Origin of the sequence: Corallococcus sp. AS-1-12, from assembly GCF_020036995.1 — a bacterium.
In the GTDB taxonomy this organism is placed as follows: Bacteria; Myxococcota; Myxococcia; order Myxococcales; family Myxococcaceae; genus Corallococcus.
In genome coordinates this window covers 34,088-59,386 of sequence record NZ_JAIQDD010000009.1, presented here as the reverse complement: position 1 = coordinate 59,386, position 25,299 = coordinate 34,088, and the positions used below count along the sequence as shown (strand labels likewise).

The following is a 25,299-nucleotide window of genomic DNA, read 5'->3' as shown; positions in this document are numbered from 1 at the left end:
GGGAGGTGCACCTGTCCATCCCAGGTAGACTTTGTTTTCCGAAAGAACAAAGTCTGCCTGGCTTCATGCCATCAGACGAGATATCCAGTCAATCCGGTTATTGCTCGCGTCAGGAACCGCGCTCGACCTCCATGCGGTAGCCCACGCCGCGCACGGTCTGGATGGAGAAGCGGGACGCGCTGGTCCACTTGAGCTTGCGCTTCAGGCTGGAGACGAAGTTGTCCACGGTGTGCGGATCCACCACCACGTCCGTGCCCCACACGGCGTCCAGGATTTCGTCGCGCTTGAGCGCCCGCTCGCGCTCCTTCAGGAAGAAGGCCAGCAGGTCGAACTCCTTGCGCGTCAGCTCCACCTCCGCGCCCTCGGGCGTCTCCACGCGCCGCCGGTCCAGGTCCACGCTGTAGCCCGCGAAGCGCAGGACCTTCGCCGGGGCCACGCCACCGCCGCGCCGCAGGTGGGCGCCCACGCGCGCGAGCAGCTCTCGCAGCCGGTAGGGCTTGCCCAGGTAGTCCTGCGCGCCGGACTCGAAGCCGCGCACCACGTCCTCCTCCAGCGTGCGCGCGGTGAGCATCAGCACCGGCATCTCCATGCCTTCCTCTCGCAGCGCACGGCAGAGCGAGTAGCCGTCACCGTCCGGCAACATCACGTCCAGGAGGATGAGCTGGAAGTCGCGGCGGGACAGTTGCTCGCGCGCCTCCTTCACCGTGGCGGCCTCCTCCACGGCGTAGCCGCCCTGGTGCTCCAGGTTGTCGCGCAGCGCGAGCCGCAGGTTCGGGTCGTCCTCCACGACGAGGACGGTGGGGGCGGCGGTGGTCATGCGGTGCTCCGGGCCTGGGGCCGGTACTCGGGAAGGGTCAGTTCGAAGGTGGTGCCTTCGGGGCTGGAGGCCGCCACTCGCAGCGTGCCTCCGTGCAGCCGGGCAATCTTCCGGCACAGCGCGAGCCCCAACCCGCTGCCGGGCACCTCGCGGCCGTCGCGGCCGGACAGCCGGTAGAACTCGCCGAAGACGCGCTCCCACTCGGCCTGCGGGATGCCGGTGCCGTTGTCCGTGAAGTGCACGCGCCCGCCGGACAGCGTCTGGACGTGCAGCCGCACGGGGCTGCGGGTGTTGTACGCGCATGCGTTGCGCGCCAGGTTCGCCAGGAGCAGCCGCAAGAGCTGCGCGTCCGCGTTCAGCTCGCGCGCGTCCACGTCCGCCGTCAGCTCCACCGGCACCGGCGCGCCGGACTCCAGGTCGCGGCGCAGGTTGGAGACCAGCTCGTCCAGCCGCACCGGCGCGAGCTTCGGCACCCAGCGCCCCTTGTCGATGCGGTTGAAGGACAGCAGGTTCTCCACCAGGAAGCCCAGCCCGTCCGCCTCGCGGATGATGCGCGCGGGGTAGTCCTTCGCGTCCGCGCCCTCCGCCACCCGCCACTCCAGCGTCTCCGCGAGCAGCCGGATGGAGGCCAGCGGCGTGCGCAGCTCGTGCGACACCGTGGCCACGAAGTCACTCTTCAATTCCAGGAAGCGGTACTTGCGCTGCTGCGCCACGAAGGCCAGCGCCGCGATGACGAGCGCCAGCGCCGCGCACAGGGCCAGCATCAGCGTCTTGAGCCGGTAGCGGCGCTCCAGCGCCTCTTCGCCCTGGGCCCACTCGGACGACTCCACCGCCACCGGCAGCGACGACAGCGTCAGCACCGGCGCATCCCCCGGCAGCGTCACGTGTCCGTCCGCCTTCAGCAGGCCGCGCTCCCGCATCTCGCGGGTGAGCCCCGCCAGGAGCCCTGACAGGTCCAGTGCCAGCCCGCGCACGTCGCTCCCCGACAGCGGCTCCAGATACCAGCCGGACCGGATGAGCACCGGCTCCCGCACGGCTTCTGGAAGGGGCAGCGGCGTCGAGGCCAGCTCGCGCGCCCGCGCTTCGAAGTCCGCCACCGGCACGCCCACGCGCGTGGAGAGCGCCACCACCTTCTCGCGCAGGAAGTCGAAGTCCTCCGGCGTGAAGCGCGAGCGCTTGAGCAACAGCAGCCGCTGCAGTCCCTCCAGCCGCCCTCCGCCCTGGCCGTCCAGGAGCCCGTCGCGCACCAGGGCCCGCATCAGGTCCGGCACCACGTCGCCTCTCGCCGCCACGTCCTCCAGCACCACCAGCATCGAGGGCAGGTCCCGCGTGGACGCGAGCACGAAGCGGGCCCGGTGCTGGAGCAGCGCCATCAGCGACAGTTGCGTGGCGCCCCGGTCCTTCGCCTTCAGCGACTGCTCCACCAGCGCCATCCGCTCCAGCCGCTCCTTCCACGGTCCCTCGTCCTCGTCCGCGACCTCCGTGCCCGCGCGCAGCCTGGCGTAGCGCTCCTTCGCGGGCGCGTCCCCGGCCGTGTCGAACCGCGCCAGCCGGGGCAATACCTGCTCCCCCTGTTCCCGCAGGTACAGCCCCGGCGTGGCCACCAAAGGATCCTCCTTCGCCGCCGCCAGCGTGCCGCGCGCACCCTCCAGGCCTTCGCGCAGCGCCTGGCTCAACGACGCGCGGGCGTACTGCTCCAGGGCCTCGCGCCGGACGCGGAGCGAGGCCCGTGCATCCTCGCGCTCGGCGGCGAAGATGCGGTGGAGATAGCCCAGGCCGACCCCGAGCCCGGCGAGGCCGAGCACGAGGGCGACGAGGGTGGGCAGCAGCCTGCGCGGCATCCGGGACGTCCCTACTTGAGGGTGGGGACGCGGTCGGCGTCCATGGTGCGCACCGGCGCGAAGGACTCGAAGCGGTCCTGACGGCGGTCCAGCTTCTTCGCCAGCCGGATGAGCTCACCCAGCTCCGCCACGTCCGCGCGGGCCTTCAGCGGCGTGCCCAGCTCCTCCCACAGCGACACCAGCGCGTCGTAGGTGAGCGGGCGCGCCCAGTAGGAGCCGCGCAGCTTCTCCGCGAAGGCGGCGGCGACGTAGGACAGGCGGGTGGGGGACGCGGCCTTCTCATAGGCGGGGCGCAGGAGCGTCACGGGCATCGCCTTCTCGATGAGCTTCGAGCTGCCGCCCTCCGGGGCCTTGTAGCGGATGCGCAGCGTGCCGAAGTTCGTCTGGGCCGGGTCGCGCAGCTTCACTTCATAGAGGGCGGTGACGGCGTGGCCCGCGCCCACTTCCCCCGCGTCCACGCGGTCGTCGTTGAACTGCTGCTTGGTGAGCAGCCGGTTCTCGTAGCCGATGAGGCGGTAGCGGGACACCGTCTTGCGGTCGAACTCCACCTGGAGCTTCACGTCCTTGGCCACCACCTGGAGCGTGCCGGTGAGGTTCTGCACGAAGATGCGGCGGGCCTCCTCCAGCCTGTCCACGTAGGAGTAGTTGCCTTCACCCACCTGGGCCAGCCGCTCCATCAGCACGTCGTTGTAGTTGCCCATGCCGAAGCCCACGGTGGACAGGGTGATGCCCGCCGCCGCCTGCTCCTTCACGCGCTCCCAGATGCCGTCCGCCTCGGTGATGCCGTTGTTCGCCACGCCGTCCGAGCAGAGGATGACGCGGTTGATGCCGCCCTTCACCAGGTGGCTCGCGGCGAGCGCGTAGCCCAGCTCCATGCCCGCCTGCGCGTTGGTGGACCCCTCCGACTGGACGCTGTCGATGGCGCCCAGGATGGTGGCCCTCTGCGTGGCGTTGGTGGGGGCGAGCACCTGATGGGCGGTGCTGCCGTAGACGACGATGGACACCCAATCCCGCTCATCCAGCGCGTCCACCAGCAGGCGCAGTGAGCGCTTCACCAGGCCCAGCCGGTTCTCCATGGCCATGGAGCCGGACACGTCGATGACGAAGACGAGGTGGCTCGGCTTGCGCTCCACGCTGCTCACGTCGCGCGCCTTCACGCCGATGTGCACCACCTGGTAGCCCTTGCGCGCGGGGGAGGGGAAGCCCTCCACGTTCACGCTGAACGGGGCGTCCGGGGCGTTGGCGTAGTCGTAGTCGAACGTGTTGATGAACTCCTCCACGCGCACGGCCTGCTCGTCCGGCAGCGCGCCGCGCTCCAGGTAGGCGCGCGTCAGCGTGTACGACGCGGTGTCCGTGTCCACGGAGAAGGTGGAGAAGCGCTCCTCCTCGGTGTCCACGGTGGGGTTCACGCCGTAGCCCTTGAAGTACATGTCGAAGAAGCGCTGGCCCGGCGGGGCCACGGTGCGCTCCGGCGCGGGCTGGGGCGCGCGGTACACCGTCTGCGGCGTGCCGTCCGGGACGATGACGTGCATGTACGGCAGGGCCCAGGACGGGGCGCGCACGCGGTCGTTGGTGCTGTTCGGGTCGCCGTCGGGCGACGGGTTGTCCACCACGTAGCCGCCCTCGGACCGGGGACCCGCAGGAGGCTCCACCAGGGACTCGAACCCGCGCTTCGCGCCGTCCTTGCCCACCGGGCGCGCCACCGCGATGCGCTTGATGAACTCCGGGTCCACGTTGACGCCCTGGTTCGTCGAGCCCACGTCGATGGTGGGCGGCGCGCCGATGACGTTCACCGACCTCGAGAAGTGCTCGGCCAGCAGCTCCACGTTCACGCGGATGGTGCGGTTGGGCAGTAGCTGGATTTCAGGGCGGGCGTAAGGCTTGAACCCCTCGTTCTCGAACCGCAGGGTGTACGTCCCCGCGGGAAGTTGGGGGATGCGGTAGTTGCCCTGGGCGTCCGTGACGACCACCTGTTCGCCCTGCAGGCTCGGCGAGGTCGCCGTGACGACCACGTCCCCCACGGGCTTCCGGGTCTCGACGTCAATCACCGTGCCGATGATGACGCTCTTGGCGGCGGTGCCCGGCTGGGACTGGGCTCCCACGGGCGCGGCGGACATCATCAGGAACAGCGGCAGGGTGCTTCTCAGGAGGGACTTCAGCATGGACCACCTCTCGCGCATCAGGGTGGAGCCATCATCCAGATGCGCCCCGCATCGAACCGCATGGGGGGCTCGTCTCCTCATCATGGTTTCATCATGACGGGAAATCGTGCCGGGGGCGGGGTGTCTGATTAGAAAGGCCGTCCATGACGGCACTGGACACCCTCTTTCCCACCGAAGAGCAGATTCCCCCCGGCGTGCGGCTGCCCGCGTACCTGGAGCAGCGCGAGTACCTCGTGGGCGGCGAGCTGCGCACCTGGGCCGGCGAGCTCAACCCCGTGGCGAGCCCCGTGTTCGTCCGGACCCCGGAGGGGCTGAAGCAGAAGGTGATTGGCGCGACCCCGCTGCTCACCTCGCGCGAGTCCCTGGACGCGCTGGCGGCGGCGGTGAAGGCCTACGACTCCGGCCGGGGCGTCTGGCCCTCCCTCAAGGTCGCCGAGCGCATCGAGCACGTGGAGCGCTTCCTCGCCGCCATGCGCGCCCAGCGCACCGCCGTGGTGAACCTGCTCATGTGGGAGATTGGCAAGACGCTGCCGGACTCGGAGAAGGAGTTCGACCGCACGGTGGACCTCATCGTGGAGACCATCCGCGCGCTGAAGGAGCTGGACCGCACCTCGTCCCGCTTCGTCCAGGACCAGGGCATCATGGCGCAGATCCGCCGCGCGCCCATGGGCGTGGCCCTGTGCATGGGGCCGTACAACTACCCGCTCAACGAGACGTTCAGCACGCTCTTCCCCGCGCTGCTGATGGGCAACACCGTGGTGTTCAAGCCGGCGAAGTTCGGCGTGCTGCTGGTGCGCCCGCTGCTGGAGGCGTTCCGGGACTGCTTCCCGCCCGGCGTCATCAACATCATCTACGGCCGGGGCCGGGAGACCGTGGGCGCGCTGATGGAGAGCGGGCAGGTGGACCTGTTCGCCTTCATCGGCACCAACAAGGGCGCCAGCGAGTTGAAGCGCATGCACCCGCGCCCGCACCGCCTCAAGTCCGTGCTGGGCCTGGACGCGAAGAACCCGGCCATCATCCTGGAGGACGCGGACCTGGATAACGCCGTGAAGGAGTGCATCACCGGCACGCTGTCCTTCAACGGCCAGCGGTGCACGGCGCTCAAGCTGCTGGTGGTGCACCGGAACATCGTGGACGCGTTCCTGGCGAAGTTCACCGCCGCCGTGGACAAGCTCAAGCCCGGCATGCCCTGGGACCCGGGCGTCGCCGTCACGCCGCTGCCGGAGCCGGGCAAGGGGACGTACCTCCAGGGGCTGGTGGACGACGCGGTGGGGAAGGGCGCTCGCGTGGTGAACGCGACGGGCGGGCAGGCGTCCCGGTCGTTCTATGCACCCACGGTGGTGTACCCGGTGACGCGGGACATGCGGCTGGCCACGGAGGAGCAGTTCGGCCCGGTGGTGCCGGTGATGGTCTTCGACGACGACGCGGAGGCCGTGCGGCTGGTGGTGGAGTCGCCGTTCGGTCAGCAGCTCAGCCTGTTCGGCAAGGACTCCGCGCGCATCGGGCGGTTCATCGACGCGTTCTCCAACCAGGTGGGCCGCATCAACCTCAACTGCCAGTGCCAGCGCGGGCCGGACACGTTCCCGTTCAACGGCCGCAAGGACTCCGCGGAGGGGACGCTGTCCGTGGCGGACGCGCTGCGGGTGTTCTCCATCCGCACGCTGGTGGCGACCAAGACGACGCCGGACAACACCGCGCTCGTCCAATCCATCCTGACCCGCAGAGAGTCGGATTTCCTCACCACGGACTTCCTCTTCTAGTCCCGCCTTGGCCCTGGGTGGTATGCCCTGGGCCATCCCATGGCGCCGCGCACCACGACCCTCGAGCTGCACAAGGAAGAGATGAAGTTCTCCGCGGGGCACTTCACCATCTTCTCCGCCACGCACCGCGAGAACCTGCATGGGCACAACTTCTCCGTCTACGTCGCGCTGACGGGGGAGGTGTCCGACGACGGCCTGCTTTCGGACTACGGTCCGCTCAAGCAGGCCATCATCGCCCGCTGCAAGGCCTGGAACGAGACGTTCTTCCTGCCCGCCCACTCCCAGCACCTGCGGCTGGAGCGGGACGAAAAGGGCAACCACGTGGCGCACTTCAACGGCGAGGAGCTGCGCTTCCTTGCCCGCGACGTCACGGTGCTGCCGGTGGCCAACGTGTCGCTGGAGGAGCTGGCGCGCGTCTTCGGCGAGGAACTGGTGGGCGACGGCAGCGCCATGGCGCGCGACCACATCACGGGGCTGGTGGTGAAGTGCGCCTCCGGCCCTGGCCAGTGGGCCTCCTGGGAGTGGAAACGCGATGTCTGATCAGGTCCTCATCACCGGCGCGAGCCGGGGCATTGGCCGGGCGGCGGCGGCGCGGTTCCGCGAGGAGGGCTGGCGCGTCATCAACGTGTCGCGGAGCCCGTGCACCGTGCCGGACGTGGTCAACGTGCCGGTGGACCTGTCCGTGCCGGGCTGGGAGCCCGCGGTGGAGCAGGCGCTGCGCGACGGCGCGGCACGGGGGCCGGGCCGCCTGTGCGTGGTGCACAACGCCGCGCTCTACGAGCAGGACGACGCGCTGACCATGGACGCGGACCACCTGCGCCGGGTGCTGGAGGTCAACGTCGTGGCCCCGCTGGTGCTCAACCGCCTGGCGCGGCCGCTGCTCACGGAGGGCTCGTCCCTGCTCTACGTGTCGTCCACGCTGGGGGAGAAGGCCGTGAAGGGCGTGGCGTCCTACGTGACGACCAAGCACGCGCTCATCGGGATGATGCGGGCCACCTGCCAGGACCTGGCGGGGACGCGGGTCCACACCGCCTGCGTCTGCCCGGGCTTCACGGACACGGAGATGCTCCGCGAGCACATGGGCGCGGACCCCGCCGTCCGGGCCAGCGTGGCGGGGATGACGACCTTCGGGCGGCTCATCACGCCGGAGGAGATCGCCGGCGTGCTCTACACCTGCGCCACCACCCCGGTCCTGAATGGCGCGGTCATCCACGCCAACCTGGGGCAGATCGAGCGCTGAAGCGGCCTTCAGCCTTCCTGCGCGTAGACGGTGCACGAGGACGTGCACGTCTCCGCCACGCGGATGCGCGCGACGGTGGTGCCGGGCACGTTCACGCGCTCGAAGAGCCACGCGGCCAGCAGCTCGCTCGTGGGGTTCTCCAGGCCGGGGACGTCGTTGAGCAGCCGGTGGTCCAACTGGGCGTGCAGCGGCTGCCAGGCGGCGTTCAGCTCCGCGAAGTCCACGATCCACCCGAACTGAGGGTGCACGGGGCCTCGGAGGGTGATTTCGATGCGGTAGCTGTGGCCGTGCACCCGCGAGCACTTGTGCCCTTCCGGAACGTTGGGCAGGCGGTGCGCGGCCTCGAAGGTGAACTCCTTCGAGATTTCAGTCACGAGGGTGGGCTTCTTCACGGATACGGCCTCCATTCGGCGGCCTTGTATCCGCGTTCCCCCCGTGCGTCCACGGCTCGTCTCAGGGGGCGGGCACTCAGACGCCGAGTGCGGTTCCCAGACGTGCGAGCAGCCCCGGCCAGCCCGGCTTCATCCCCTCGAAGGCCCGGCGGCCCATGGGCGAGTCCAGGTTGAAGCCTTCATGGATGAGGGTGAGCCGCGTCCCCGTCCCCTCCGGCACGAGCCGCCAGGTGAGGGTGGTGTCGAGCGTGCCCGTGGCGAAGCGGTACTGAAGAAGCCGCTCCGGCTCCACCGCGACGACCTCACAGGGCTGCTGACCCCAGGCGCCCATGTCGAGCGTGAAGCGGTGGCCCACGATGGGGCGCACGTCGCCCGCGGCCCACCACTTCGCGTGGAGCTCCGGCGTCGTCAGGGCCTTCCACACGGCGGAGGGCGGATGGGCATACACATGGTCCAGTTGGATGACGGCGGGGGGCTTCATTTGCGTGACTCCTCGTCGAGCACGTCCTCGAGCGCGGCGAGCCGCTGCTTCCAGTAGTGCGTGAAGGCCTTGAGCCAGTCGTCCACCTCCGACAGGGGACGCGGATCCAGGTGGTAGTAGCGCTCCCGGCCGCGCGGCTCCTCGCGGACGAGCCGCGCCTTGCGCAGGACCTGGAGGTGTTCGGAGACGGCGGGCCGCCCCAGGTTGAAGCCGCTCGCCAGGTCATTCACCGCGCGCGGCCCCTTGCGCAACTGCAACAGGATTTCCCGGCGCACCGGATTGGAGAGCGCCGAAAAGACATCCGGTTCGGACATGGCCCGGATTGATACGTCGGAAATCTCCGACGCGTCAAGAGGCGTCGGAGATATCCGACGCGTCGTCGGGCGGGTGTGAAGCGGCTATCTGCGGGCGGCGCGCGCCTGGGCGAGGGGGGCGCGCTGCTCCCGGCGGACGGGGAGCCGGAGGAGGTGGGCGTAGCGCGCGAGCCGGTCCTCGAAGCGGCGGGCGTCGCGGCCCCAGTGCACGACGACGTTGCGCTCGGGGTCCTTCCGGTGCGTCAGCGCGATGCCGTACTCGTCCTGCGCGCCAATCCAGTCCGGGTGGTGGCGCCGCTCGCAGTCCAGGCCCACGTAGTGGTCCAGGGGCTCGTTCCAGGTGAAGGCGCTCAGGGCCCCTGCGCCGCGCAGGATGACCTCGCTGGCCGTCACCACCACCTCCAGCCGGGTGCGGACACAGCGCAGGATGAACGTCACGGACACGAAGCCGCCCAGCACCACCACCAGGGGCAGCATCCACTCCTCACGCAGCCGGGCCAGGGACAGGCCCTGGTCCAGCGCGTAGGCGAGGGGAAGCACGACGAACAGCACCAGCGTGAGCAGGGGCCACACGACCTGGCCGACCAGCGGGCGCGTGTGGAAGCGCAGCGGGAGGTCGCCTCCCATGTCCATCTTCCGTGGAACCGGTGAGAGCACTTCGAAGAAGGACATGGGGCCGGCGTCTCGGGCGTGCGGGCGATGGATGCCTTTGACCCAAGCTCAACATGGCGGCGGATGGGCTGTCCACGTCTTCCCGGGTAGTCCGGGAGTCGCCGGACGGGCCGCGCCCTTCAGCGGGAGTGCTGTTTGAAGAAGTCCCACAGGATGGTGGTTCCGTCGGGACCCGCTGGGTCCGCGAAGGGGAAGGCGCCGTCACCGCCGGGACATGCGTGACCCATGCCCTGGATTTCAATGTGCCGCACCAGGAGCACGCCGTTGGAGACGTAATCCCTCACGGTGTACTTGCGGCCTCCGGTTGAAACACCGGACGTCGTGCTCGCCGGGCTGTTGGACACGCTGTTGTTGTCGGCGCCGTCATCGCCGTAGTCATTCGTCTGGAGGAACTGGCGCGCGGCCTGCTGTCCGTTGATGGGATTGACGACGTCATCCGCGGTGCCGTGGACGACGAGCACTGGCACCTTCCGGCGCGGCTTGCCCGAGCACGCCCAGGCGTCGTAGCCCCGGTCATCCGGCGAATAGATGCTGCCGAACGTCATGGCGTAGAGGCTGCCGGACGCGGTGGTGGCCGCCTTGTACATGGCGCCCGCGCCCACCATGCCCGCGGCGAACACCTCCGAGTAGCAGGCCATCAGGACGCTGGTCATCACCGCGCCCGCGGAGACGCCACCCAGGTAGACGCGGCGCGAGTCCACCGCGTAGTGGCCCTTCACCCAATCGACCATGCCGACGATGAGCGACGGCTCGCCAATGCCTCGCTCCTGGTTGGAGGAGAACATGAAGTTCCAGCACTGGGTGCCATTCGCATACAGGGCCTGGTTGGGATAGAGCACCAGGAACCGCTCCGCGTCCGCCTTCGCGTTCAGCCGCGTCAGGCCCGCGAACTGGTCCGGGTTCTGGAGACAGCCATGCAGCCCCACGACGAGCGGGAGCGGCTCACCGGGCTGGTAGCCGGTGGGGACCCAGAGCTGGAAGCTCCGGGTGCCCCAGGGGTTGGAATAGACGCCGTGGACCCACTCGCCCGCGCGGGCCGGCGTGGCGCCCAGCACCGCGAACAGCGCGCACACCGCCACCGCCACGCGAGCCATGGCCTGGACCTTCCGAGTCACCGACATGTGTCTGCCTCCTGCTTCAGCCAGGACGCGACATGCGCCCGGGTGACTCGACCTCCCGGAGGAACCTCTCCACCGCGCCGGCGACCTGTCCGGGTTGATCCACGGGCGCGGCATGCCCGGAATCCGTCAGCACCTGGAGCCATGCGTCCGCGAGCTGGCCCGCGTAGGCCTGCTTCGTGGACAGCGGCGTGTAGTCCCGCTCGGAGTGCAGCACGAGCACGGGGCAGGTGATGTCCTTCAGCCGCTCCTGGACGCTCCAGCCGATGAGCCCCCGCGTCGCGCGCAGGTACACGTCCGGGGCGTTGGCGCCCAGGGACTCGATGGCCCGTTGGCGCAGGGCCTCCTGCTCCGGCTTGGGGAACAGCTTCGGGGCCACGCGCTTCGCCAGCCCCCGGGGACCCAGCAGGCGCAGCACCAGCAGCCGCGCGGCGAACTCCAGCTTCCGGCGGAGCGTGCGCGCCACCATGTCCGGCCCGCTGTTGACCACGGTCAGGCTGCGCACCAGGTCCGGCCGGTCCACCGCCAACTGGAAGCCCATCATCCCGCCCATGGACAGGCCGATGACGTGCACCTGCGTCAGCCCCAGCCCGTCACACAGCGCGGCGATGTCGCGCGCGAAGAGGGCCACGCCATACGCGCCCGCCGGCTTGTCGCTCCGCCCGTGACCCCGCGCGTCCGGCACCAGCACGCGGTGATGCGCCGACAGCCGGGGCACCACTGCGTCCCAGTCGCTGCCGGACGAGCCCAGGCCGTGGAGCAGCAGGATGGGCGCTCCCTCGCCGGACTCCTGGAAGTGCAGGGTGACGCCGTCGGGGAGGGTGAACGTGGGCATCGTCGGTGAACGACCGTTCAGGGCGGGGATTGGACTACGCTCGCAGGGTCGGTGGAACCGTAGCTGAACGACCGTTCGTTTTTCAAGGTGGCCCCATGGCGTCTTCCTCCCCGTCCCGTCTTCGCGCGCGCAAGGCGGTGCTTCCGGACTCGGCGTCGGCTGACGGCACGCGTCGCCGCATCCTGGAGACGGCGCTCCAGCTCTTCGCGAGCCGGGGCTTCCATGACGCGTCCATCCGGGACCTGGCCCAGGAGCTGGAGCTGCGGCCCAGCGCGCTCTACTCGCACTTCCCCTCCAAGGAACACGTGCTCGCGGAGCTGGTGCGGCTGGGGCACGAGGCGCACCACGAGGGTTTGCGCACGGCGCTGCTCGGCGCGGGGGCGAAGCCGGTGGAGCAGCTCCGGGCCCTGGTCCGGGCGCACACGCGGCTGCACGCGACCCATCCGCAGTTGGCCGTGGTCGTGAACGACGAAATCCATGCGCTGCCGCCGGAGCTGGCGGCGCCGTCCCTGGCGCTGCGGGAGCAGTCTTCGGCGTTGCTGATGGCGGTCATCGAGCGGGGGCGCGCGCAGGGCGTGTTCTCCGTGCCGCACGCGGGCGTCGTCGCCGCGGCCATCTCCGCCATGGGGTTGCGGCTGCCCTACTGGTTCGAACCCACGCCCGCGCTCGACGTGGACGCGCTGTCGGACCTGCACGCGGAGCTGGCGCTGCGGATGCTGGGGGGCAAGGCCGGGAAGTGAGGTGGGGTGTCGAAGCGCCGGTGCGCGGGTGGCGCACGGGTTGCTAAGTGTCGCCATGCCGGCCGGGCAGGGTGCCCGGCCGTGGCTTCCTGGCCGCGATGTCCTCCGAACGCTCCCTCCCGCATGCGGCACCAGCCCCACGGCGCGGCTTCCTGGCCACCGCCGTCCTCACGGTGTTGTGCCTGCCGCTGTCGGTGTCCACGCCGGCTTCGCCGCCGCCCCGGCTGGTCCTCTGGGCCTGGGAGCGGCCGGAGGACCTGCGCTTCCTGGAGGGCCGCGCGGTGGACGTCGCCTTCCTGCTCGCGACGCTCGACCTCACTGACGAGGACGCGCACCTGCTGCCGCGCAGGCAGCCGCTCCGGGTTCCGCCGGGCACCGCGCTGAAGGCCGCCGTGCGGTTGCAGATGCTTCCGGGCGCCTCGCTCGCGCGCTTCGGTCCGGAGCGCCTGGAGTCGCTGGCCGGGAGTCTGGAGGCGCTCGTGCGCCGCCGCCCCGACGTGACGGCGCTGCAACTGGACTTCGATGCCCGCGCATCGGAATACGAGGCGTACGTCGATCTGCTCCAGCGGCTGCGCTCGCGCCTGCCTCCGGGGATGCCGCTGTCCATCACGGGGCTCGCGTCATGGTGCGCGCCTGGCAGTTGGATTGCGCGGGCGCCCGTGGATGAAGTGGTGCCGCAGCTCTTCCGCATGGGCCCGGACGCGCCGGTCTGGCGTGCCCGGTTCGCGCGCGGCCTGCCCCGCCCGTGCGCGGGCAGCATGGGCCTGGCCATGGACGAGTGGCAGCCCGTGCCCCCCGGCGTTTCGACCCTCTATCTCTTCAACCCCCGGCCGTGGACGCCCGATGCGTTCGCTCGCGCCGTGGCGGAGACCCGACCATGAAGAACGCAAGAACAGTCCTGGGGCTCGTGGGCCTCGCGGTGCTGCTGCCTCCCGTCATCGCCGACGCGTGTGGACCCGACTTCGGGCCCGAACCCCGCTTCTACGTCGTCGACAACCCCGACCGGCCCTTCAGCCACTACGCCGCCGGACGTCTGGGCATCCTCCGCCGCACCTTCGACCCGCCGTACCTCGCCTTCGCCTTTCGCTCGATGATGGGCATCCCCACGACGGCGGAGGAGCAGAAGCACCTGGTGGCGGGGTGGACGGACGCGGAGTCCCGCTACGGGCCCGACCCGAGCTGGGCCCGCGACCAATGGGCCGCCGTCCGGCAGGAGGTCGCGCCCTTCAAGGACCTGCCGCAGGTGGACGCCAACTCGTTGGTGTACGCCTCCAATGACGCCTACATCCACGGCGATGCCTTCCTCCATGCCGCGGTCACGGCCCGCGCGCTCGCGAAGGAATGGAAGCAGCGCCCGGCCCTGCTGCTGGAGTGGGTCGGGAACCAGGACACCGTCTTCAGCAAGGGCTGCGCCCTGGCCGCCCCGGCGCCGGGCATCGAGGAGTCGCTGACGCCGCGTGAGAAGGCGCGCAGGCAGGCCGAGCGCGACTATCAGGCCGCGGCCATGCACCTGTACTGCGGGAGGTTCGACGAGGCCGCAGAGGCCTTCCAGTCGATTGCCAGCACGGCGGACGCTCCCTACCGGACGCTCGCCGCGTACCTCGTGGCGCGCACCCGCGTGCGCGAGGCGCTGTTCCTCCAGCCGGACGACTTCTACGAGGCGCGCACGTTGGATGAGGCCTCGCTCGCGCGCTTCACCCGGGCGGAGGCGGCCATCCAGAAGGTGCTCGCGGATCCGAAGCTGCGTGAGGTGCACGGGCCCGCGCGGCGCCTGCGGTCCCTCGTGCGTTTGCGCCTGTCGCAGGACACCTGGCGGTGCGAGCTGTTCTCACGGGTGCTGGAGAAGGGCACGGGCTCTGGGCTGGAGGCGGAGCTGGCTGGACTCTCGCCGGGGTCCGAGGTGGAGGGCAACGCCGTCACCTGCCCGGGGCTGAAGCCTCGCGCGGCGGAGCTCGCCGAGTGGCTCCGGCTCATGACCGCCCCCGAGGAGCCCGGTGCTCCGGAGGGGGCGTGGCCCGCGAAGACCTACGCGACCGCCGTGGCCCGCTGGAAGAAGAGCGCGCACCCGCCCTGGCTCGTGCTCGCGCTGCTGTCGGCCCGGGCGGACGCGCCGGAGGTGCCCGCGCTGCTCGCGGACGCGGAGAAGGTGCCGGTGGAGTCTCCCGCGGGCATGACGCTCGCGTGGCGCTCCGTACAGTTGCTGCGGGCGCGGGGACAGTTGGCGGAGGCCCGGGCGCGGCTGGACGCCATTCCGCCGGGGCTGGCGCGCGATCAGCTCTCCGTGGACAACGCCCTGCGTGAGGAACGACTGCACCTGGCGAACAGTTGGGACGAGGCCCTGCGCAACGCGGCCCAGTTCCTGGTGGAGGAGTTCGTCATCGCTCCCCAGCCGGACGGCAGTGCCCCGATGGGACTCAGCGGCGCGCGGGCCTCCTTCCTGGAGTCCCATGTCCCCACGCGCCGGCTGCGCGAGTGGGCCGCGCTCCCGTCGTTGCCCCCCGAACTGCGCCGGCAACTGTCGTGGGCCGTGTTCGCCCGCGCCGCGGTGGTGGGGGATGACGCCATGCTCACGGCCCAGGCGACCACGCTCGCGGAGACGGAGCCCAAGGCGCGCGCGGAGCTGCTGGCCATCGTGGGGCGGCCCACGGCGGAGGAGCGGCTGTTCGACGCGCGGCTGCTGATCATGGGACTGCCGGTCGTCTCCGCGAGGGTGGAGCCCGCCAGGGACCGTCTGGCCAACGTCTCCCCGACGCTGGACCTCACCGAGGACCTGAGCTGGTACCGGAACGGCTGGTGCGTGCCGGGGACGAAGGACCTGGAGGATCCGCTGAAGACACCGCTCCCGTTCGCGAGCCCGGAGGAGCGGGCGGACGCCGCCAACGAGTGGAAGGCCCTCAACGAGGCGGGCTCCTCCGTGGCCTTCTTCTCCCGCGTGGCGCTGGACTGGGCGAAGGCGCACCCGCAGGACCCGCGCTCACCCATCGCGCTGTTCCGCGCGGTCCGCTCCAGCAAGCGGGGCTGCGGCCAGAACACCCCGGAGGCGAAGAAGGCCTTCGCGTACCTCCACAAGCACTACGGCAAGACGGAGTGGGCGCGCCGCTCGCCGTACGTCTACTGACGCGAGCGGGGCCCTACTGCTTGGGCCGCACGATGCGGAGGATCTTCCGCCGGAAGATCTTGTCGCGCGCTTCGTCGGTCAGGCGCGTGGACTTCACCTCCAGGTAGATGGACGGATGGTCCGAGTAGTACTTGCCCTCGGACCTCAGGTGCCGGGAGCCGCTGGCGCCCATCAGGCCGTACATGCCGGGACCCACCAGCTCCAGGTCCTCCGTGTCCGCCTGGTAGTAGCCCATGTAGTGGGCGTTGCCGGCGGAGTTCGAATACTGCTGCTGGAAGAGCGGGATGGCCTCCGTGCTCTTGTGGGCCAGCATGTACGTGGGCTGCGTCCCCGGCTGACCGTCGAAGAAGACGCCCCGGCTCCCCTGGGCCGTCTCCTGGAGGTCCATGTTGAAGTCCCCCACCATCACCTGGATGCCCTCGGACTTGCAGAAGGCCTGCAAGGCATTGCGCTCCACCTGCCGCTCGTGCGGATTGGAGCCCGTCAGTGACGCGCGCAGGTGCACCCCGGCCACCGTCACCGAATGGCCATACCGGTTCCCGAGCGTCACCTTGAGGATGTACTCGTCCTTGGCCTTCAGCTTCGTCTGGAGGGACGCCGTCTTGCGCGTGAGCGTGCTGGCCTCCAGGTAGAAGCCGTCCTCCTTCACGTTGTCCAACTGCCCATTGATGTCCTCGCGCAGGTAGAGGGCGATCTCGTTGACGTGCTTGATGCCCTTCACCGTCGCGTCGTCAATCAGGTGCTTGCGGACGTAGGACATGCCCAGGCCGGGGACGTCGATGCGGTCCGGGAAGGGTGAGCCCGTGGGGTTCTCCGACAGGAAGATGAAGACGGGGTAGTGCTTGTAGCCGCGCAGGTTCCGTTCGATGCGCTTCTTGCGCCGGTCGCTCCACCGGGACGAGTCCGCCGCCTGGGGGCCGTTGCTCTCCAGCCAGGACTGGAGGTTGTCGTCGTAGTCCTCATCGCGGACGTGCATGTTGCGGATGAGGTCGCACTCCTGCCGCACGATGTCCGCGAGCTTCGCGGCGATGTCCGGCCCCTGGAGGAACGCGCTGGAGGCCATGCTGGGGACCAACGGGTTCGCGAGGTTCGCCCCGTCCACCCGCATCCCCGTGTCATCCAACGTCGCGCTCAGCCCCTTCACGCCCTTGGCCGTGTTGGCCTTGTAGAACTTCTTCGCCGCGTCGAAGGGGATGAACAGGATGGAGACGCGGGGAAGGGTCGCGGTGTCGATGCCTTCGTCGAGTTCGCGCTTCGGCATGGCGTCCCCTCCCCGTGGGTGCGGGCTACTTCCAGGAGCAGCCCTTGATCTTCTTGCAGAAGGCTTCGTTGGTGGCCTTCTCGCACGCGATGGCCACGCCGCCGCACATATTGGACCCGAACATGTAGGCACATCCAGGCTGGCTGCTGCAGTACATCTGGGAGAAGACGCCGCAGAAGTTCGCCTTGCCCGTGCAGCGGCCCGCGCCCTGGGACGCGCTGGCGTCCTTCTCCGGCGTGGCGGCGGTGCCCGCGTCCTTTCCTTCGACCCCGCCATCCGCCTTCGCGGAAGGGGAGGGCTTCGGCTTCTTCGCCGTGTCCGCCGCGTGCGCGGGAGCGCCCAGCAGGGCCGCCGCCATCGTGAGCGCCATGAAGAGACCGACACGCTGTCCGTGCTGCGCCATGTTCCTGTCCTTTCGGTGTGGGACCGGCCCGACTTCCGCCATAACAGTCCACGAGAAGGGGACTCAGCGGCGTGCAGCATGCCCGCCTGCCCGCATGGGAGTCGAGCCGCCAGGCCTGCTTCAGCGTTGGGGGCGCTGCTCCCACCAGACGCCCCAGTCCTCCAGGGCGGTGGAGTACTCCCGCTTGCGCGGACCCTGGGCCGGGACGTGAAAGGTGCCGTCGTACAGCGGCGCGAAGCGGATCAAGCTGGAGAGGCCGTCGAGCTCCCTGCCCCAGGGGTCCACCGCGTACCGGACCTCCTGGGCCGTGGAGCCGCCGAGGGCGTCCTGCCGGGCCCATTGCTGCGTACAGACGGTGGTGGGGACCGTGTGCGAGCCCCGGGTGACCGTCTCCTGCCGGACGGGCTTGAGCTCTCCCAGGACGGGCGGCCACCAGGGGAACACCGTCGCGGCCTGGGTGATGAAGCCGAACAGGCCCATGCCCAGCGAGGCGCTGACCGCGCCCTGGAAATCACCGCAGGGAGGCGCCGCGCCCGGGGCGCCCGTCCACGTCGTCGTCAGCACCTGGCCCGCCTCCGCGCTCATGCAGGCGCGGTGCAGCTTCGGGGACTCGCTGTCCGCCTCCGTCACCATGTCGTACCAGGTGCCCGGGCCCAGGGGATGTTCCAGGGTGGGCACGTCGCCCGGCTCGAGGGTGCCCTGGCGGAAGGAGTGGAGCTTGAGCTGGGTGGAGACGGTGACGCCCATCCCCGCGGGGGCGCTGCTGGCTTCGAGCAGCCCCTGGGTGAGGTACAGCGGCCCGGGCACTGACGCGTAGACGAGCACGTCCCGTGAGCCATCGCTGACGCGGGTGTCGTGCACGGAGCGCCATGCATCCCAAGTGCGTCCCGCGGCGGAGAACCGCTCCTCGGTGACGTCATCGCCCCGGAGTTGGATGGGCGGGCGCGGCTGGGACGCCTCCATGCGCATGGGCAGCACGTGGGCCTTCGTGAGCGCGCGATGCGGGTGGGGGCGGCCCCGGTCATCCGTGAAGGTGATGGCGAGCCAGGCCCACGGTGGCCTCACGGCCACGACCTCCACCGCCATCCGGCCCTCGACCGTGTTCGTCCGGCCCGGGGGCTCCTCGCGGATCTTCCCCTCGAAGAAGGCCTTCATGTCGAACGGGACGTAGGGGTCGAACAGGGTGCCGTTGAAGGTGTACTCCACGCGGTCCCCCACGCGGGCGTACTTCCACGGCGAGGCCGCGGCCTCCGGCGGCAGGGGAACGGGCTTCATGCCCACGCAGGCGGGGCCTGACGCGAGCACCGCGCACAGCAGGAGGAGGACCTGGAGGAAGCGCGGCCGGGGGGGCTCTCTGTCTGTCATGGTCTTGGGCCGGCTCCGTTCCGCAGCAGCAGGGCGGCGCGGTGGATGGCGGCGCGGATGCGCACGTAGGTGCCGCAGCGGCAGACGTTGTCGCTCATGGCCGCGTCGATGTCCGCGTCGGTCGGCTGGGGGTTGCTTCGCAGCAGCGCGACCGCGGCCATGATCTGCCCCGGCTGGCAGAAGCCGCACTGGGCCACGTCCTCGGCGATCCACGCCTCCTGCACGGGGTGCAGGCCGGACGCGTCCGCCAGGCCCTCGATGGTCTTCACCTCGCGGCCCGCCACGTCGCCCACGGGGTGGACGCAGGGACGGAAGGCTTCACCGTCCAGGTGGCTGGTGCACGCGCCGCAAACGCCCACGCCGCAGCCGTACTTGGGCCCCGTGACGCCCAGCACGTCGCGGAGCACCCACAAGAGGGGCAGGTCCGCGGGCGAGTCCACCGACACCGGCTGGCCGTTGAGGAGGAAGGAATGGGCCGGCATGGTCAGGCTCCCTCGTCGAGGATGGGAAAGCGCGTGGGCATGGCGCCCGTCGCCCGGGCGATGGCGTTGGCGAGGGCTGCCGCCGCGCTGGGGTAGCCCAGCTCTCCCACGCCGCCCACGCGGTCGTCGGAGCGCACCAGGTGCACCTGGATGGAGGCGGGGGCGTGCTTCATCCGCAGCCACCGGTAGTCCGCGAAGCTGCCCTCGCGCACGGCGCCCGCGTCGATGTGGAGCCCGGCGCTCAGCGTGGTGGACATGGCGTCCATCGCGGCGCCCTGGAGCTGGGCCTCGATGCCCTTGGGGTTGATGGGCAGGCCCACGTCCGCGGCGATGACCACGCGCAGCACGCGCGGCGTCCCGGACGTGACGTCCACCTCCACGAGGTGGGCGATGGCGCTGTCCCACTCCTCCAGCACGGCGACGCCCTGCGCGACGCCGGGAGGCAGCGCGCGGCCCCAGGCGCCTTCGAGCACCACCCGCTCCAGCACGGCCTTGAGCCTGCGGGACGTGAGGCGGGAGCGCCGCAGCTCCACGGGGTCTCGCTGGAGCTCGCGGGCCAGTTGGTCGACGAAGATTTCGTTCGCCACGCCCACCTGGCTGGTGAAGACGGAGCGGAAGGACGCGGTGGGGATCGGAAGCGGCACCTCGGCCAGCTCCTGCGCCACCCAGCCGAACTGGTAGGGGACGTGCTGGGTCAGCGCGAAGAACACCGCGCTGGTGACGTTTGGCAGGGCCTGCCCCAGCAGGGAGGTGAGGAGGTCTCCGAAGCCGTGGGGGAACTCCACGGTGGGGATGGCGGCGCGGTGCTGCCAGCCGAGGATGGAGCCGCCCGGGCCCAGCGAGGCGAGGATGCGGTGGTGGCTCGCGGGCCGGTAGTGCCCGTGGCGCATCTCGTCGTTGCGGCTCCACATCAACTTCACCGGCTGCCCGAGCGAGCGCGAGATGAGCGCGGCCTCCACGGCGGCTTCGGTGAAGAAGCGCCGGCCGAAGCCACCGCCAGCGCGGATGGGATGCACGGTGACCCGCTGCGGGGTGAGCGCCCACCCGAGCGCCGCGGCGACCTGGCTCCGCGCGAACTTCGGATCCTGGACGCCGGACCAGACCTCCGCGCTGTCCGCCGTCACGCGCGCCACGCAGCTCTGCGTCTCCATGGGCGCGTGCGCGAGGTAGGGGAAGTCGAAGCGGCCTTCCACGACCCGGGTCGTGAGCAGCGGAGGCAGCGGCCGGGGGCCGATGGCGTCCCGCAGCCGGGTCCGGATGCCGGCGTCGGAGAGGTGGCTGGCCGGGCCCGGGGTCCAGGTGACCTGCAAGGCGTCACGAGCAGCGAAGGCCTGCGAGAACGTCCGCGCCGACACCGCGATGCCTGAAGGGATTTGCACCACGCCCACCACGCCAGGCATCGCCCGGGCCGTGGAGGCGTTGAAGGACTGGACCTTGCCGAGCAGCGTGGGAGGCCGCGCCACCACCGTGGGCACGGCGTCCGGGAGGTCCAGGTCCAGGGTGAAGCGCGCCGCGCCGGTGACGATGTCCCGTGCGTCGACGCGCCCCGTGGGCTGCCCGACCACGGTGTACTGGCTCGGGGGCTTCGGCAGCGGAGAGACCTCTGGCAGCAGTACGCGCGCGGCGTCCTCCGCCAGCTCGCCGTAGCCGAGCCTGCGGCCATCGGGAGCGCGCACCTCGCCTTGCGCGGTGGAGAGGGTGAGGGCCAGCACCCGCCAGCGGTGCGCGGCGGCGGTGACGAGCCGTGCCCGGGCCTCCGCGGCGGCGGCGCGGAGCGGACCGGCCAGGTAGCGCATCGTCGACGACAGGCCGGTGAGCTGGATGAGCCAGCGCGGATCCGCGTCGGCGGTGTGCACGTCCACGGCATCGAGGCCGATGTCGAGCTCCTCGGCGACGAGCATGGCGATGGCGGTGGTGATGCCCTGGCCCATCTCCGTGCGGGGCAGGGTGGCGACGACGCGCCCGTCGGTCCGGAGGGCGACGTAGAGGTTGAGCGGTGTCTCTTCCGGGGCCGTCGAAGGCTCCGACGCTTCGGCGGAGGGGACGTCGAGCGCGAGCCGGGCCGCGACCATCAACGTGGGCGAGGCCACCAGCCACGTGAGGAACCTGCGGCGGTCCAGGCCGCTGGGAGGAGCGGCTGTGTCCGTGGGCAGCGTGTCAGCCATGGAGGAAGTCTGTCACGCGGCCACGGGCGGGCCCAACGACCTGGCAAGCCCTGTGCGGCACCTGTCACCTGGTGCGCGGAAACACGTCGAATGGAGCGTCAGTCCGGACGCGTTCAACGCGCTGCCCGGGCAGCCTCCATGTGGAGCGGGAGACGGATGTCGGGGCGGAGTGGCACGCCGTTGCCACGGTGGATCTGACTGGCCCGTGGCTCGCTTCTCAATCAGGTGAAGAAGGCCGTGGCCTCAGGTCCTCTCCAGACAGTGCGAAGCCCTTCGAGCATGTTGTCCGTCTCCCGGCCGACGCCAATGAAGAAGCACCAATACGGCGGCTCTTCCAGGCTGATTCTGTAGAGGTGCTTCAGGAGCATGGCGTCATCGTGGGTCACGCCGTGGCCCCATTTCCAGCGCCAGGAGTCCGGGGTCCGCTCCCGTCTGCTTCGTCCTGGCGCTTGAGGTCGTGTGAGCGGGACGCGCACGCGGCTTCGGGGGATACTGGTGGCCGGTGTCCCCAGGGAGGCGAGGACGGCGGTCATGCGCGGGTGGCTCATCGGTGGGGTGGCGGTCCTGGTCGCGTGCGGCCTCGTGCTGTTCTGGGCGCTGCGCTCCGGCGGACCTGTCACCCCAGCGGAGAACGGGGCGGCCACGCCCTCGCGGAGTCGCCCCTCGAATCTCGCGCCCACACGGGAGCGCTCCGAACCCGTGGAAGGGCTCCCGACGTCGCAGTCCCCGAACGAAGCGGATGGCGTCCTGGACGTGGAGGTCCTCGCCGGGAGCACGCCTTCGGCCGGAACCACCGTGCGGCTCTATTCGCAGGGGGCTCGGGCTTGGACGCTGACGGGCTCTGGCCTCACGGATGCGACGGGGCACGTCCGCATCGCCGCCGGTCCTGGCCGCTATCTCGTGGCGGTGCGTGCTCCGGACCGTGCACCCCTGCTGCGCGAGGCGGTCCGCCCTCTCGGTGAGCCACGCACGGCGCTGCGCATCTCCCTGGAGCCCGCGCAATCGCTCACGGGCCGCACGGTGGTGCGTGGAACGAATGAGCCGCTGCCACTCGTGGAGGTCGTTCTTACGGCGCACGCTCGCGAGCTGGAGGTCTGGCAGCGCGCGGACGCTCCTGAGGACGAGCGCGTCTACGCCATGAGCGACGAGCGCGGGAACTTCCGCGTCGACGGCCTCGCCCCGGGCACCTACCTGCTGGAGGCGCGGCCCCCCGGTTACGCACGCGTGGTGCTGAGCCGTTTGCGCATCCCCGCGGAAGGCCCGCTGACGCTGGCGTTCCGGCTGGCGAGCGTCATCGAGGGCTTCGTCGTGGACTCGAAGGGCCTGCCCGCCGCGAACGCCGAGGTGCGGGTGGAGGGCAATCCCTCCCAGAGCGTGACGACCGGCGCGCAGGGCGGCTTCTCCGTGGAGGTGGAGCCCGGCTCCCACCTGCTGTCCGCGCGGCGCGGCGAGGAGTCCGGCGCGCTCGACCTGCCGGTCCTCTGTGTCGCGGGCAGCACCGTGCGCGACGTGCGCATCCAACTGGGGCCGGGCGCGGTGCTGGAGGGCCGTGTCCTGGAGAAGTCCGAGGGCGCGCCCGTGGCCGGAGCGCGCGTCGAGGTCGGCCTCTCCGGCGGAGACGCGGACCCCGGCGTCGCCGTGTCGGACGACGAGGGACACTTCGTCGTGCGAGGGCTCGCTCCCGGCAGCTACGACGCGAAGGTCACCGCCCCGGGCTTCTCGCCCGCCACCCGCTGGGGCCTGACGGTCAACCAGGGCGAGAGCTTCCCCGTGGAGTTCAAGCTCGCGCGCACCGGCACGGTGGAGGGCCAGGTTCGCGACCGGAACGGCGCGCCGGTGGCCGCGGCCCGGGTCTCGGGCGTCAGCATCGCGCGCGATGAGACGGAGGCGAGTGCCATCGACGCCCGCACCGACACGGAGGGCCGCTACCGCATCGAGGGGCTCGCCGCGGGCCTCCTGTCCCTCTCCGCGCGCCATGAGGGGGCGACGACGGGCGTCCGCCAGAGTGTCTTCGTGGAGGCGAACCGCACCGTCCAGGCGGACTTCACGTTGGACGGCACGGGCACCCTGGAGGGCCAGGTGCGCGCGGCCCGGGGGGCGCTTCCGGACGCGATGATGGAGGTGACGGCCCTGGCGGAGGACATGCGGCAGGGCGTGACTCCAGGCCTGGGCCAGGTCGTCGTGGACGCGCGAGGTGCCTTCCGGATGGTGCTCCCTTCGGGCGACTACATGCTCCTGCTCACGGCGCGCGGCCGCTTCGACCCGGGCCCACAGCAGAAGGTGCGGGTGGACGCGGGAAGGACGACCCAGGTCGAGTTCACCTGGGAGGACAAGCGCGACGCGAACGAATACCGGGGCGTCGTCCTGGAGCCGGATGGCTCGCCCTCGCCCCGCGCCGTCATCACCCTCGCGGCGCCGGAGGAGCCGGGCATCCCCCTGTCCATGACGCCCACGGATGACGAGGGCCGGTTCGCCATCCCTCTCTCCCGAGGCGGAGGCTCCGCCGCGCGTCGCGTGCTGCTGAGCGCGCGCAACGGCGGACGTTCGAGCGAGCCCGTGTCCGTCACGGCCGACCGGGACGTGGTCGTGCGGCTGCGGCCCTCGGCCTTCCTTCGCGGCCGCGTGGTGCGCAAGGGTGAGCCCGTCCGGGGCTTCACCCTGACCCTCCAGCTCCAGAAGGGCTTCCTCCCCAGGGGCACGGGGCCCCTTGAGTTCTCCGGCGACCGCTTCGAGCTGCGCGACGCTCCGCCCGAGCCCGTGAAGCTGATGGCGCGCACGGTGGACGGCTCCGTCGGCGAGGCCCTGGTGTCTCCCGGCACGGGCGCGGTGCTCGAGGTGGAGCTCCCCGTGACGGCGCCTGCCTCCGTGCGGGGCCGCGTGGTGAGCGCGGCCACGAAGGCGCCCGTCCCCGATGCGTTCATCTTCATCGAAGGCGAGCCGTCCTCCCCGGAGCACATCCCCAATGCGGAGGGCCGCTTCTTCCTCGGTGGCGTGCGCGCGGGGGAGCGCGTCCTCGTCATCCAGGGCGGCCCGTCCCAGGGACGGCTGCGCCGGCCGCTGAAGCTGAAGGAGGGCGATGAGCTGGACCTGGGCGACGTCGCCCTGGAGGTGACGCAGCCCACGCCCTGAGGCGCTCAGCCCTGCTTGCGCCGCCATCCCGGCGGAGGCCCGTCGCGCAGCACCTCGGCCACCGCCACCGCGCAGGCGAAGCTGGTCGTCATGGGCACCTGCATCCAGCGGCCTCCCATGTAGAGCCTCACCTCCCGCTCCTTCACGACGTGGTCCACCTTCACGTCCGCGCCCACGCGCTCCATGAGGGCGGGGTCGCCCACGGACACCACCGACTCCAGTTGCGCGGGCAGGGTGGGCATCCCGCCCGCGGAGGAGGCGATGATGGCGCCCCGCGCCGCCGCGCGGTCGGTGACCTCCCGCATGGACGCCTCCAGCGCGCGGTGGACCGTGCCCAGGCTCAGGTTGAGCACGTCCACGCCCACCTCATCGAGCATCCACCCCATCGCCTCCACCAGGCACAGCGAGTGTCCTCGGATGTTCCGGTCGAGGACGCGGGCGACGTAGACCTCCACGTCCGGCCAGGGGCGGACCCGGTCGTGGAGGATGCTCAGGACGGCCGTGCCGTGCCCGTGCGTGTCCTCCAGGTCCAGCGTGCCCGCGCCGTCCCGCCACGCCTCCAGCTCCTCCCGTTCGTAGGCGCGCGCCTCCAGCACCTGCGCGTCCAGGTCGAGCGAGAAGGACGCCGCTCCCGCGAGGTGCATCGCGTGCTCGCGCAGGAAGGCCACCTCCACGCCGCTGTCGATGATGCCGACCTTCTTCACGGCGAGCTGCCTCCCGGCCGCGAAGGGCTCCAGTGCTTCAACTGCCGGAACACATAGGTGCCCAGCGACACGGACTCCGTGCGGGGCGGGACGGCGTCCGGGACGGACACGGTCAGGCGCACGAGCGAACCCGCGAGCGCCATCCCCGCGCCCAGCGCCAGGACGAGCAGGAGCGTGAGCGTGCCGATGCGCCGCACGACGAAGAGGCCCGCGTGGTCCGGGTCCTCCAGGAGCGGCAGCCGCGAGGGCAGCGGCTTCGAGGTGGGGCGTGGGAACTCGTTCGCCATGACCGGGATCCTT

At 70.9% G+C, this 25,299-nt stretch carries 24 protein-coding genes; 7 read left to right on the top strand and 17 right to left on the bottom strand.

Annotated elements, in window-relative coordinates; all coding sequences use genetic code 11:
• Positions 1-109 precede the first annotated feature (109 nt).
• The 3 genes from K8556_RS17050 to K8556_RS17040 are packed head-to-tail and all read right to left on the bottom strand — an operon-like array spanning position 110 to position 4,778.
• A complete protein-coding gene (locus K8556_RS17050) occupies positions 110-817 on the bottom strand; it encodes a response regulator transcription factor (protein WP_223741137.1) in 708 nt (235 codons plus the stop codon).
• Positions 814-2,658 (bottom strand): HAMP domain-containing sensor histidine kinase, encoded by a 1,845-nt coding sequence (locus tag K8556_RS17045; RefSeq protein ID WP_223741136.1) that lies wholly within the window; start codon positions 2,656-2,658, stop codon positions 814-816. The genes K8556_RS17050 and K8556_RS17045 overlap by 4 nt, the downstream gene beginning before the upstream one ends.
• An 11-nt stretch (positions 2,659-2,669) precedes the next feature.
• The gene (locus K8556_RS17040; RefSeq protein WP_223741313.1) at positions 2,670-4,778 is read right to left on the bottom strand and encodes a von Willebrand factor type A domain-containing protein; all 2,109 of its coding nucleotides are present in this window, start codon (positions 4,776-4,778) and stop codon (positions 2,670-2,672) included.
• A 185-nt stretch (positions 4,779-4,963) separates the two neighbouring features.
• On the opposite strand from K8556_RS17040, the gene K8556_RS17035 reads away from it, so the two are divergent.
• The 3 genes from K8556_RS17035 to K8556_RS17025 are packed head-to-tail and all read left to right on the top strand — an operon-like array spanning position 4,964 to position 7,820.
• Positions 4,964-6,580: an NADP-dependent glyceraldehyde-3-phosphate dehydrogenase gene (locus K8556_RS17035; RefSeq protein WP_223741135.1), complete on the top strand. Its 1,617-nt coding sequence runs from the start codon at positions 4,964-4,966 to the stop codon at positions 6,578-6,580.
• Positions 6,581-6,619: 39 nt separating this feature from the next.
• On the top strand, positions 6,620-7,120 hold the full coding sequence (locus K8556_RS17030; RefSeq protein ID WP_121722411.1) for a 6-carboxytetrahydropterin synthase: 501 nt from the start codon (positions 6,620-6,622) through the stop codon (positions 7,118-7,120).
• A complete protein-coding gene (locus K8556_RS17025; RefSeq protein WP_223741134.1) occupies positions 7,113-7,820 on the top strand; it encodes an SDR family NAD(P)-dependent oxidoreductase in 708 nt (235 codons plus the stop codon). The genes K8556_RS17030 and K8556_RS17025 overlap by 8 nt, the downstream gene beginning before the upstream one ends.
• 8 nt (positions 7,821-7,828) lie before the next feature.
• Here the strand turns inward: K8556_RS17025 and queD are convergent, their stop codons facing one another.
• The 6 genes from queD to K8556_RS16995 all read right to left on the bottom strand — a co-directional run bounded on the left by queD (position 7,829) and on the right by K8556_RS16995 (position 11,632).
• Positions 7,829-8,227: a 6-carboxytetrahydropterin synthase QueD gene (gene queD / locus K8556_RS17020; RefSeq protein ID WP_223741133.1), complete on the bottom strand. Its 399-nt coding sequence runs from the start codon at positions 8,225-8,227 to the stop codon at positions 7,829-7,831.
• Between the two features lie 61 nt (positions 8,228-8,288).
• Positions 8,289-8,693 carry an SRPBCC domain-containing protein gene (locus K8556_RS17015; protein WP_223741132.1) on the bottom strand — a complete coding sequence of 135 codons (405 nt, stop codon included), beginning with the start codon at positions 8,691-8,693 and terminating at the stop codon, positions 8,289-8,291.
• On the bottom strand, positions 8,690-9,007 hold the full coding sequence (locus K8556_RS17010) for a helix-turn-helix transcriptional regulator (RefSeq protein ID WP_120566657.1): 318 nt from the start codon (positions 9,005-9,007) through the stop codon (positions 8,690-8,692). Before K8556_RS17010 ends, K8556_RS17015 begins: the two co-directional genes overlap by 4 nt.
• Before the next feature lie 84 nt (positions 9,008-9,091).
• On the bottom strand, positions 9,092-9,634 hold the full coding sequence (locus tag K8556_RS17005) for a hypothetical protein (RefSeq protein WP_223741131.1): 543 nt from the start codon (positions 9,632-9,634) through the stop codon (positions 9,092-9,094).
• A 164-nt stretch (positions 9,635-9,798) separates the two neighbouring features.
• Positions 9,799-10,800 (bottom strand): PHB depolymerase family esterase, encoded by a 1,002-nt coding sequence (locus K8556_RS17000; protein WP_223741130.1) that lies wholly within the window; start codon positions 10,798-10,800, stop codon positions 9,799-9,801.
• 16 nt (positions 10,801-10,816) lie between these two features.
• Positions 10,817-11,632 (bottom strand): alpha/beta fold hydrolase, encoded by an 816-nt coding sequence (locus K8556_RS16995; RefSeq protein ID WP_223741129.1) that lies wholly within the window; start codon positions 11,630-11,632, stop codon positions 10,817-10,819.
• A 95-nt stretch (positions 11,633-11,727) separates the two neighbouring features.
• On the opposite strand from K8556_RS16995, the gene K8556_RS16990 reads away from it, so the two are divergent.
• The 3 genes from K8556_RS16990 to K8556_RS16980 all read left to right on the top strand — a co-directional run bounded on the left by K8556_RS16990 (position 11,728) and on the right by K8556_RS16980 (position 15,490).
• Positions 11,728-12,372 (top strand): TetR/AcrR family transcriptional regulator, encoded by a 645-nt coding sequence (locus K8556_RS16990; RefSeq protein WP_223741128.1) that lies wholly within the window; start codon positions 11,728-11,730, stop codon positions 12,370-12,372.
• A 98-nt stretch (positions 12,373-12,470) separates the two neighbouring features.
• The gene (locus K8556_RS16985; protein WP_223741127.1) at positions 12,471-13,253 is read left to right on the top strand and encodes a DUF3142 domain-containing protein; all 783 of its coding nucleotides are present in this window, start codon (positions 12,471-12,473) and stop codon (positions 13,251-13,253) included.
• A complete protein-coding gene (locus K8556_RS16980) occupies positions 13,250-15,490 on the top strand; it encodes a hypothetical protein (protein WP_223741126.1) in 2,241 nt (746 codons plus the stop codon). Before K8556_RS16985 ends, K8556_RS16980 begins: the two co-directional genes overlap by 4 nt.
• Positions 15,491-15,503: 13 nt before the next feature.
• Here K8556_RS16980 and K8556_RS16975 read toward each other — a convergent pair whose 3' ends face one another.
• The 6 genes from K8556_RS16975 to K8556_RS16950 all read right to left on the bottom strand — a co-directional run bounded on the left by K8556_RS16975 (position 15,504) and on the right by K8556_RS16950 (position 21,552).
• Positions 15,504-16,751 (bottom strand): hypothetical protein, encoded by a 1,248-nt coding sequence (locus K8556_RS16975; RefSeq protein WP_223741125.1) that lies wholly within the window; start codon positions 16,749-16,751, stop codon positions 15,504-15,506.
• 25 nt (positions 16,752-16,776) lie between these two features.
• A complete protein-coding gene (locus tag K8556_RS16970) occupies positions 16,777-17,154 on the bottom strand; it encodes a hypothetical protein (protein ID WP_223741124.1) in 378 nt (125 codons plus the stop codon).
• Positions 17,155-17,274: 120 nt separating this feature from the next.
• Positions 17,275-18,519 carry a DUF6068 family protein gene (locus K8556_RS16965; protein WP_223741123.1) on the bottom strand — a complete coding sequence of 415 codons (1,245 nt, stop codon included), beginning with the start codon at positions 18,517-18,519 and terminating at the stop codon, positions 17,275-17,277.
• A complete protein-coding gene (locus tag K8556_RS16960) occupies positions 18,516-19,001 on the bottom strand; it encodes a (2Fe-2S)-binding protein (RefSeq protein WP_223741122.1) in 486 nt (161 codons plus the stop codon). Before K8556_RS16960 ends, K8556_RS16965 begins: the two co-directional genes overlap by 4 nt.
• A 2-nt stretch (positions 19,002-19,003) precedes the next feature.
• The gene (locus tag K8556_RS16955; protein WP_223741121.1) at positions 19,004-21,166 is read right to left on the bottom strand and encodes a molybdopterin cofactor-binding domain-containing protein; all 2,163 of its coding nucleotides are present in this window, start codon (positions 21,164-21,166) and stop codon (positions 19,004-19,006) included.
• Positions 21,167-21,387: 221 nt separating this feature from the next.
• Entirely contained in the window at positions 21,388-21,552 is a 165-nt protein-coding gene (locus K8556_RS16950) for a hypothetical protein (RefSeq protein WP_223741120.1), read from the bottom strand.
• A 145-nt stretch (positions 21,553-21,697) separates the two neighbouring features.
• Here K8556_RS16950 and K8556_RS39500 point away from each other — a divergent pair, with 145 nt between their 5' ends.
• Complete coding sequence (locus K8556_RS39500; RefSeq protein WP_304503975.1) at positions 21,698-24,295, top strand: carboxypeptidase regulatory-like domain-containing protein; 2,598 nt, start codon at positions 21,698-21,700, stop codon at positions 24,293-24,295.
• 5 nt (positions 24,296-24,300) lie between these two features.
• On the opposite strand, the gene K8556_RS16935 is transcribed toward K8556_RS39500, so the two are convergent.
• Together K8556_RS16935 and K8556_RS16930 are read right to left on the bottom strand one after the other, a co-directional pair.
• Entirely contained in the window at positions 24,301-24,999 is a 699-nt protein-coding gene (locus K8556_RS16935) for a S8 family serine peptidase (protein ID WP_223741119.1), read from the bottom strand.
• Positions 24,996-25,286, bottom strand: coding sequence for a hypothetical protein (locus K8556_RS16930; protein ID WP_223741118.1), 291 nt, complete (start codon positions 25,284-25,286; stop codon positions 24,996-24,998). Before K8556_RS16930 ends, K8556_RS16935 begins: the two co-directional genes overlap by 4 nt.
• Positions 25,287-25,299 lie beyond the last annotated feature (13 nt).

Coding starts and splice junctions, on each gene's coding strand:
- K8556_RS17030 (WP_121722411.1), top strand. CDS start 6,620: ATGGCGCCGCGCACCACGACCCTCGAGCTGCACAAGGAAGAGATGAAG.
- K8556_RS17035 (WP_223741135.1), top strand. CDS start 4,964: ATGACGGCACTGGACACCCTCTTTCCCACCGAAGAGCAGATTCCCCCC.
- K8556_RS16960 (WP_223741122.1), bottom strand. CDS start 19,001: ATGCCGGCCCATTCCTTCCTCCTCAACGGCCAGCCGGTGTCGGTGGAC.
- K8556_RS16930 (WP_223741118.1), bottom strand. CDS start 25,286: ATGGCGAACGAGTTCCCACGCCCCACCTCGAAGCCGCTGCCCTCGCGG.
- K8556_RS16970 (WP_223741124.1), bottom strand. CDS start 17,154: ATGGCGCAGCACGGACAGCGTGTCGGTCTCTTCATGGCGCTCACGATG.
- K8556_RS16985 (WP_223741127.1), top strand. CDS start 12,471: ATGTCCTCCGAACGCTCCCTCCCGCATGCGGCACCAGCCCCACGGCGC.
- K8556_RS17040 (WP_223741313.1), bottom strand. CDS start 4,778: ATGATGTCCGCCGCGCCCGTGGGAGCCCAGTCCCAGCCGGGCACCGCC.
- queD (WP_223741133.1), bottom strand. CDS start 8,227: ATGGAGGCCGTATCCGTGAAGAAGCCCACCCTCGTGACTGAAATCTCG.
- K8556_RS17010 (WP_120566657.1), bottom strand. CDS start 9,007: ATGTCCGAACCGGATGTCTTTTCGGCGCTCTCCAATCCGGTGCGCCGG.
- K8556_RS16975 (WP_223741125.1), bottom strand. CDS start 16,751: ATGCCGAAGCGCGAACTCGACGAAGGCATCGACACCGCGACCCTTCCC.
- K8556_RS16965 (WP_223741123.1), bottom strand. CDS start 18,519: ATGACAGACAGAGAGCCCCCCCGGCCGCGCTTCCTCCAGGTCCTCCTC.
- K8556_RS16955 (WP_223741121.1), bottom strand. CDS start 21,166: ATGGCTGACACGCTGCCCACGGACACAGCCGCTCCTCCCAGCGGCCTG.
- K8556_RS39500 (WP_304503975.1), top strand. CDS start 21,698: ATGCGCGGGTGGCTCATCGGTGGGGTGGCGGTCCTGGTCGCGTGCGGC.
- K8556_RS17000 (WP_223741130.1), bottom strand. CDS start 10,800: ATGTCGGTGACTCGGAAGGTCCAGGCCATGGCTCGCGTGGCGGTGGCG.
- K8556_RS16995 (WP_223741129.1), bottom strand. CDS start 11,632: ATGCCCACGTTCACCCTCCCCGACGGCGTCACCCTGCACTTCCAGGAG.
- K8556_RS16980 (WP_223741126.1), top strand. CDS start 13,250: ATGAAGAACGCAAGAACAGTCCTGGGGCTCGTGGGCCTCGCGGTGCTG.
- K8556_RS17015 (WP_223741132.1), bottom strand. CDS start 8,693: ATGAAGCCCCCCGCCGTCATCCAACTGGACCATGTGTATGCCCATCCG.
- K8556_RS17005 (WP_223741131.1), bottom strand. CDS start 9,634: ATGGGAGGCGACCTCCCGCTGCGCTTCCACACGCGCCCGCTGGTCGGC.
- K8556_RS16990 (WP_223741128.1), top strand. CDS start 11,728: ATGGCGTCTTCCTCCCCGTCCCGTCTTCGCGCGCGCAAGGCGGTGCTT.
- K8556_RS17045 (WP_223741136.1), bottom strand. CDS start 2,658: ATGCCGCGCAGGCTGCTGCCCACCCTCGTCGCCCTCGTGCTCGGCCTC.
- K8556_RS17050 (WP_223741137.1), bottom strand. CDS start 817: ATGACCACCGCCGCCCCCACCGTCCTCGTCGTGGAGGACGACCCGAAC.
- K8556_RS17025 (WP_223741134.1), top strand. CDS start 7,113: ATGTCTGATCAGGTCCTCATCACCGGCGCGAGCCGGGGCATTGGCCGG.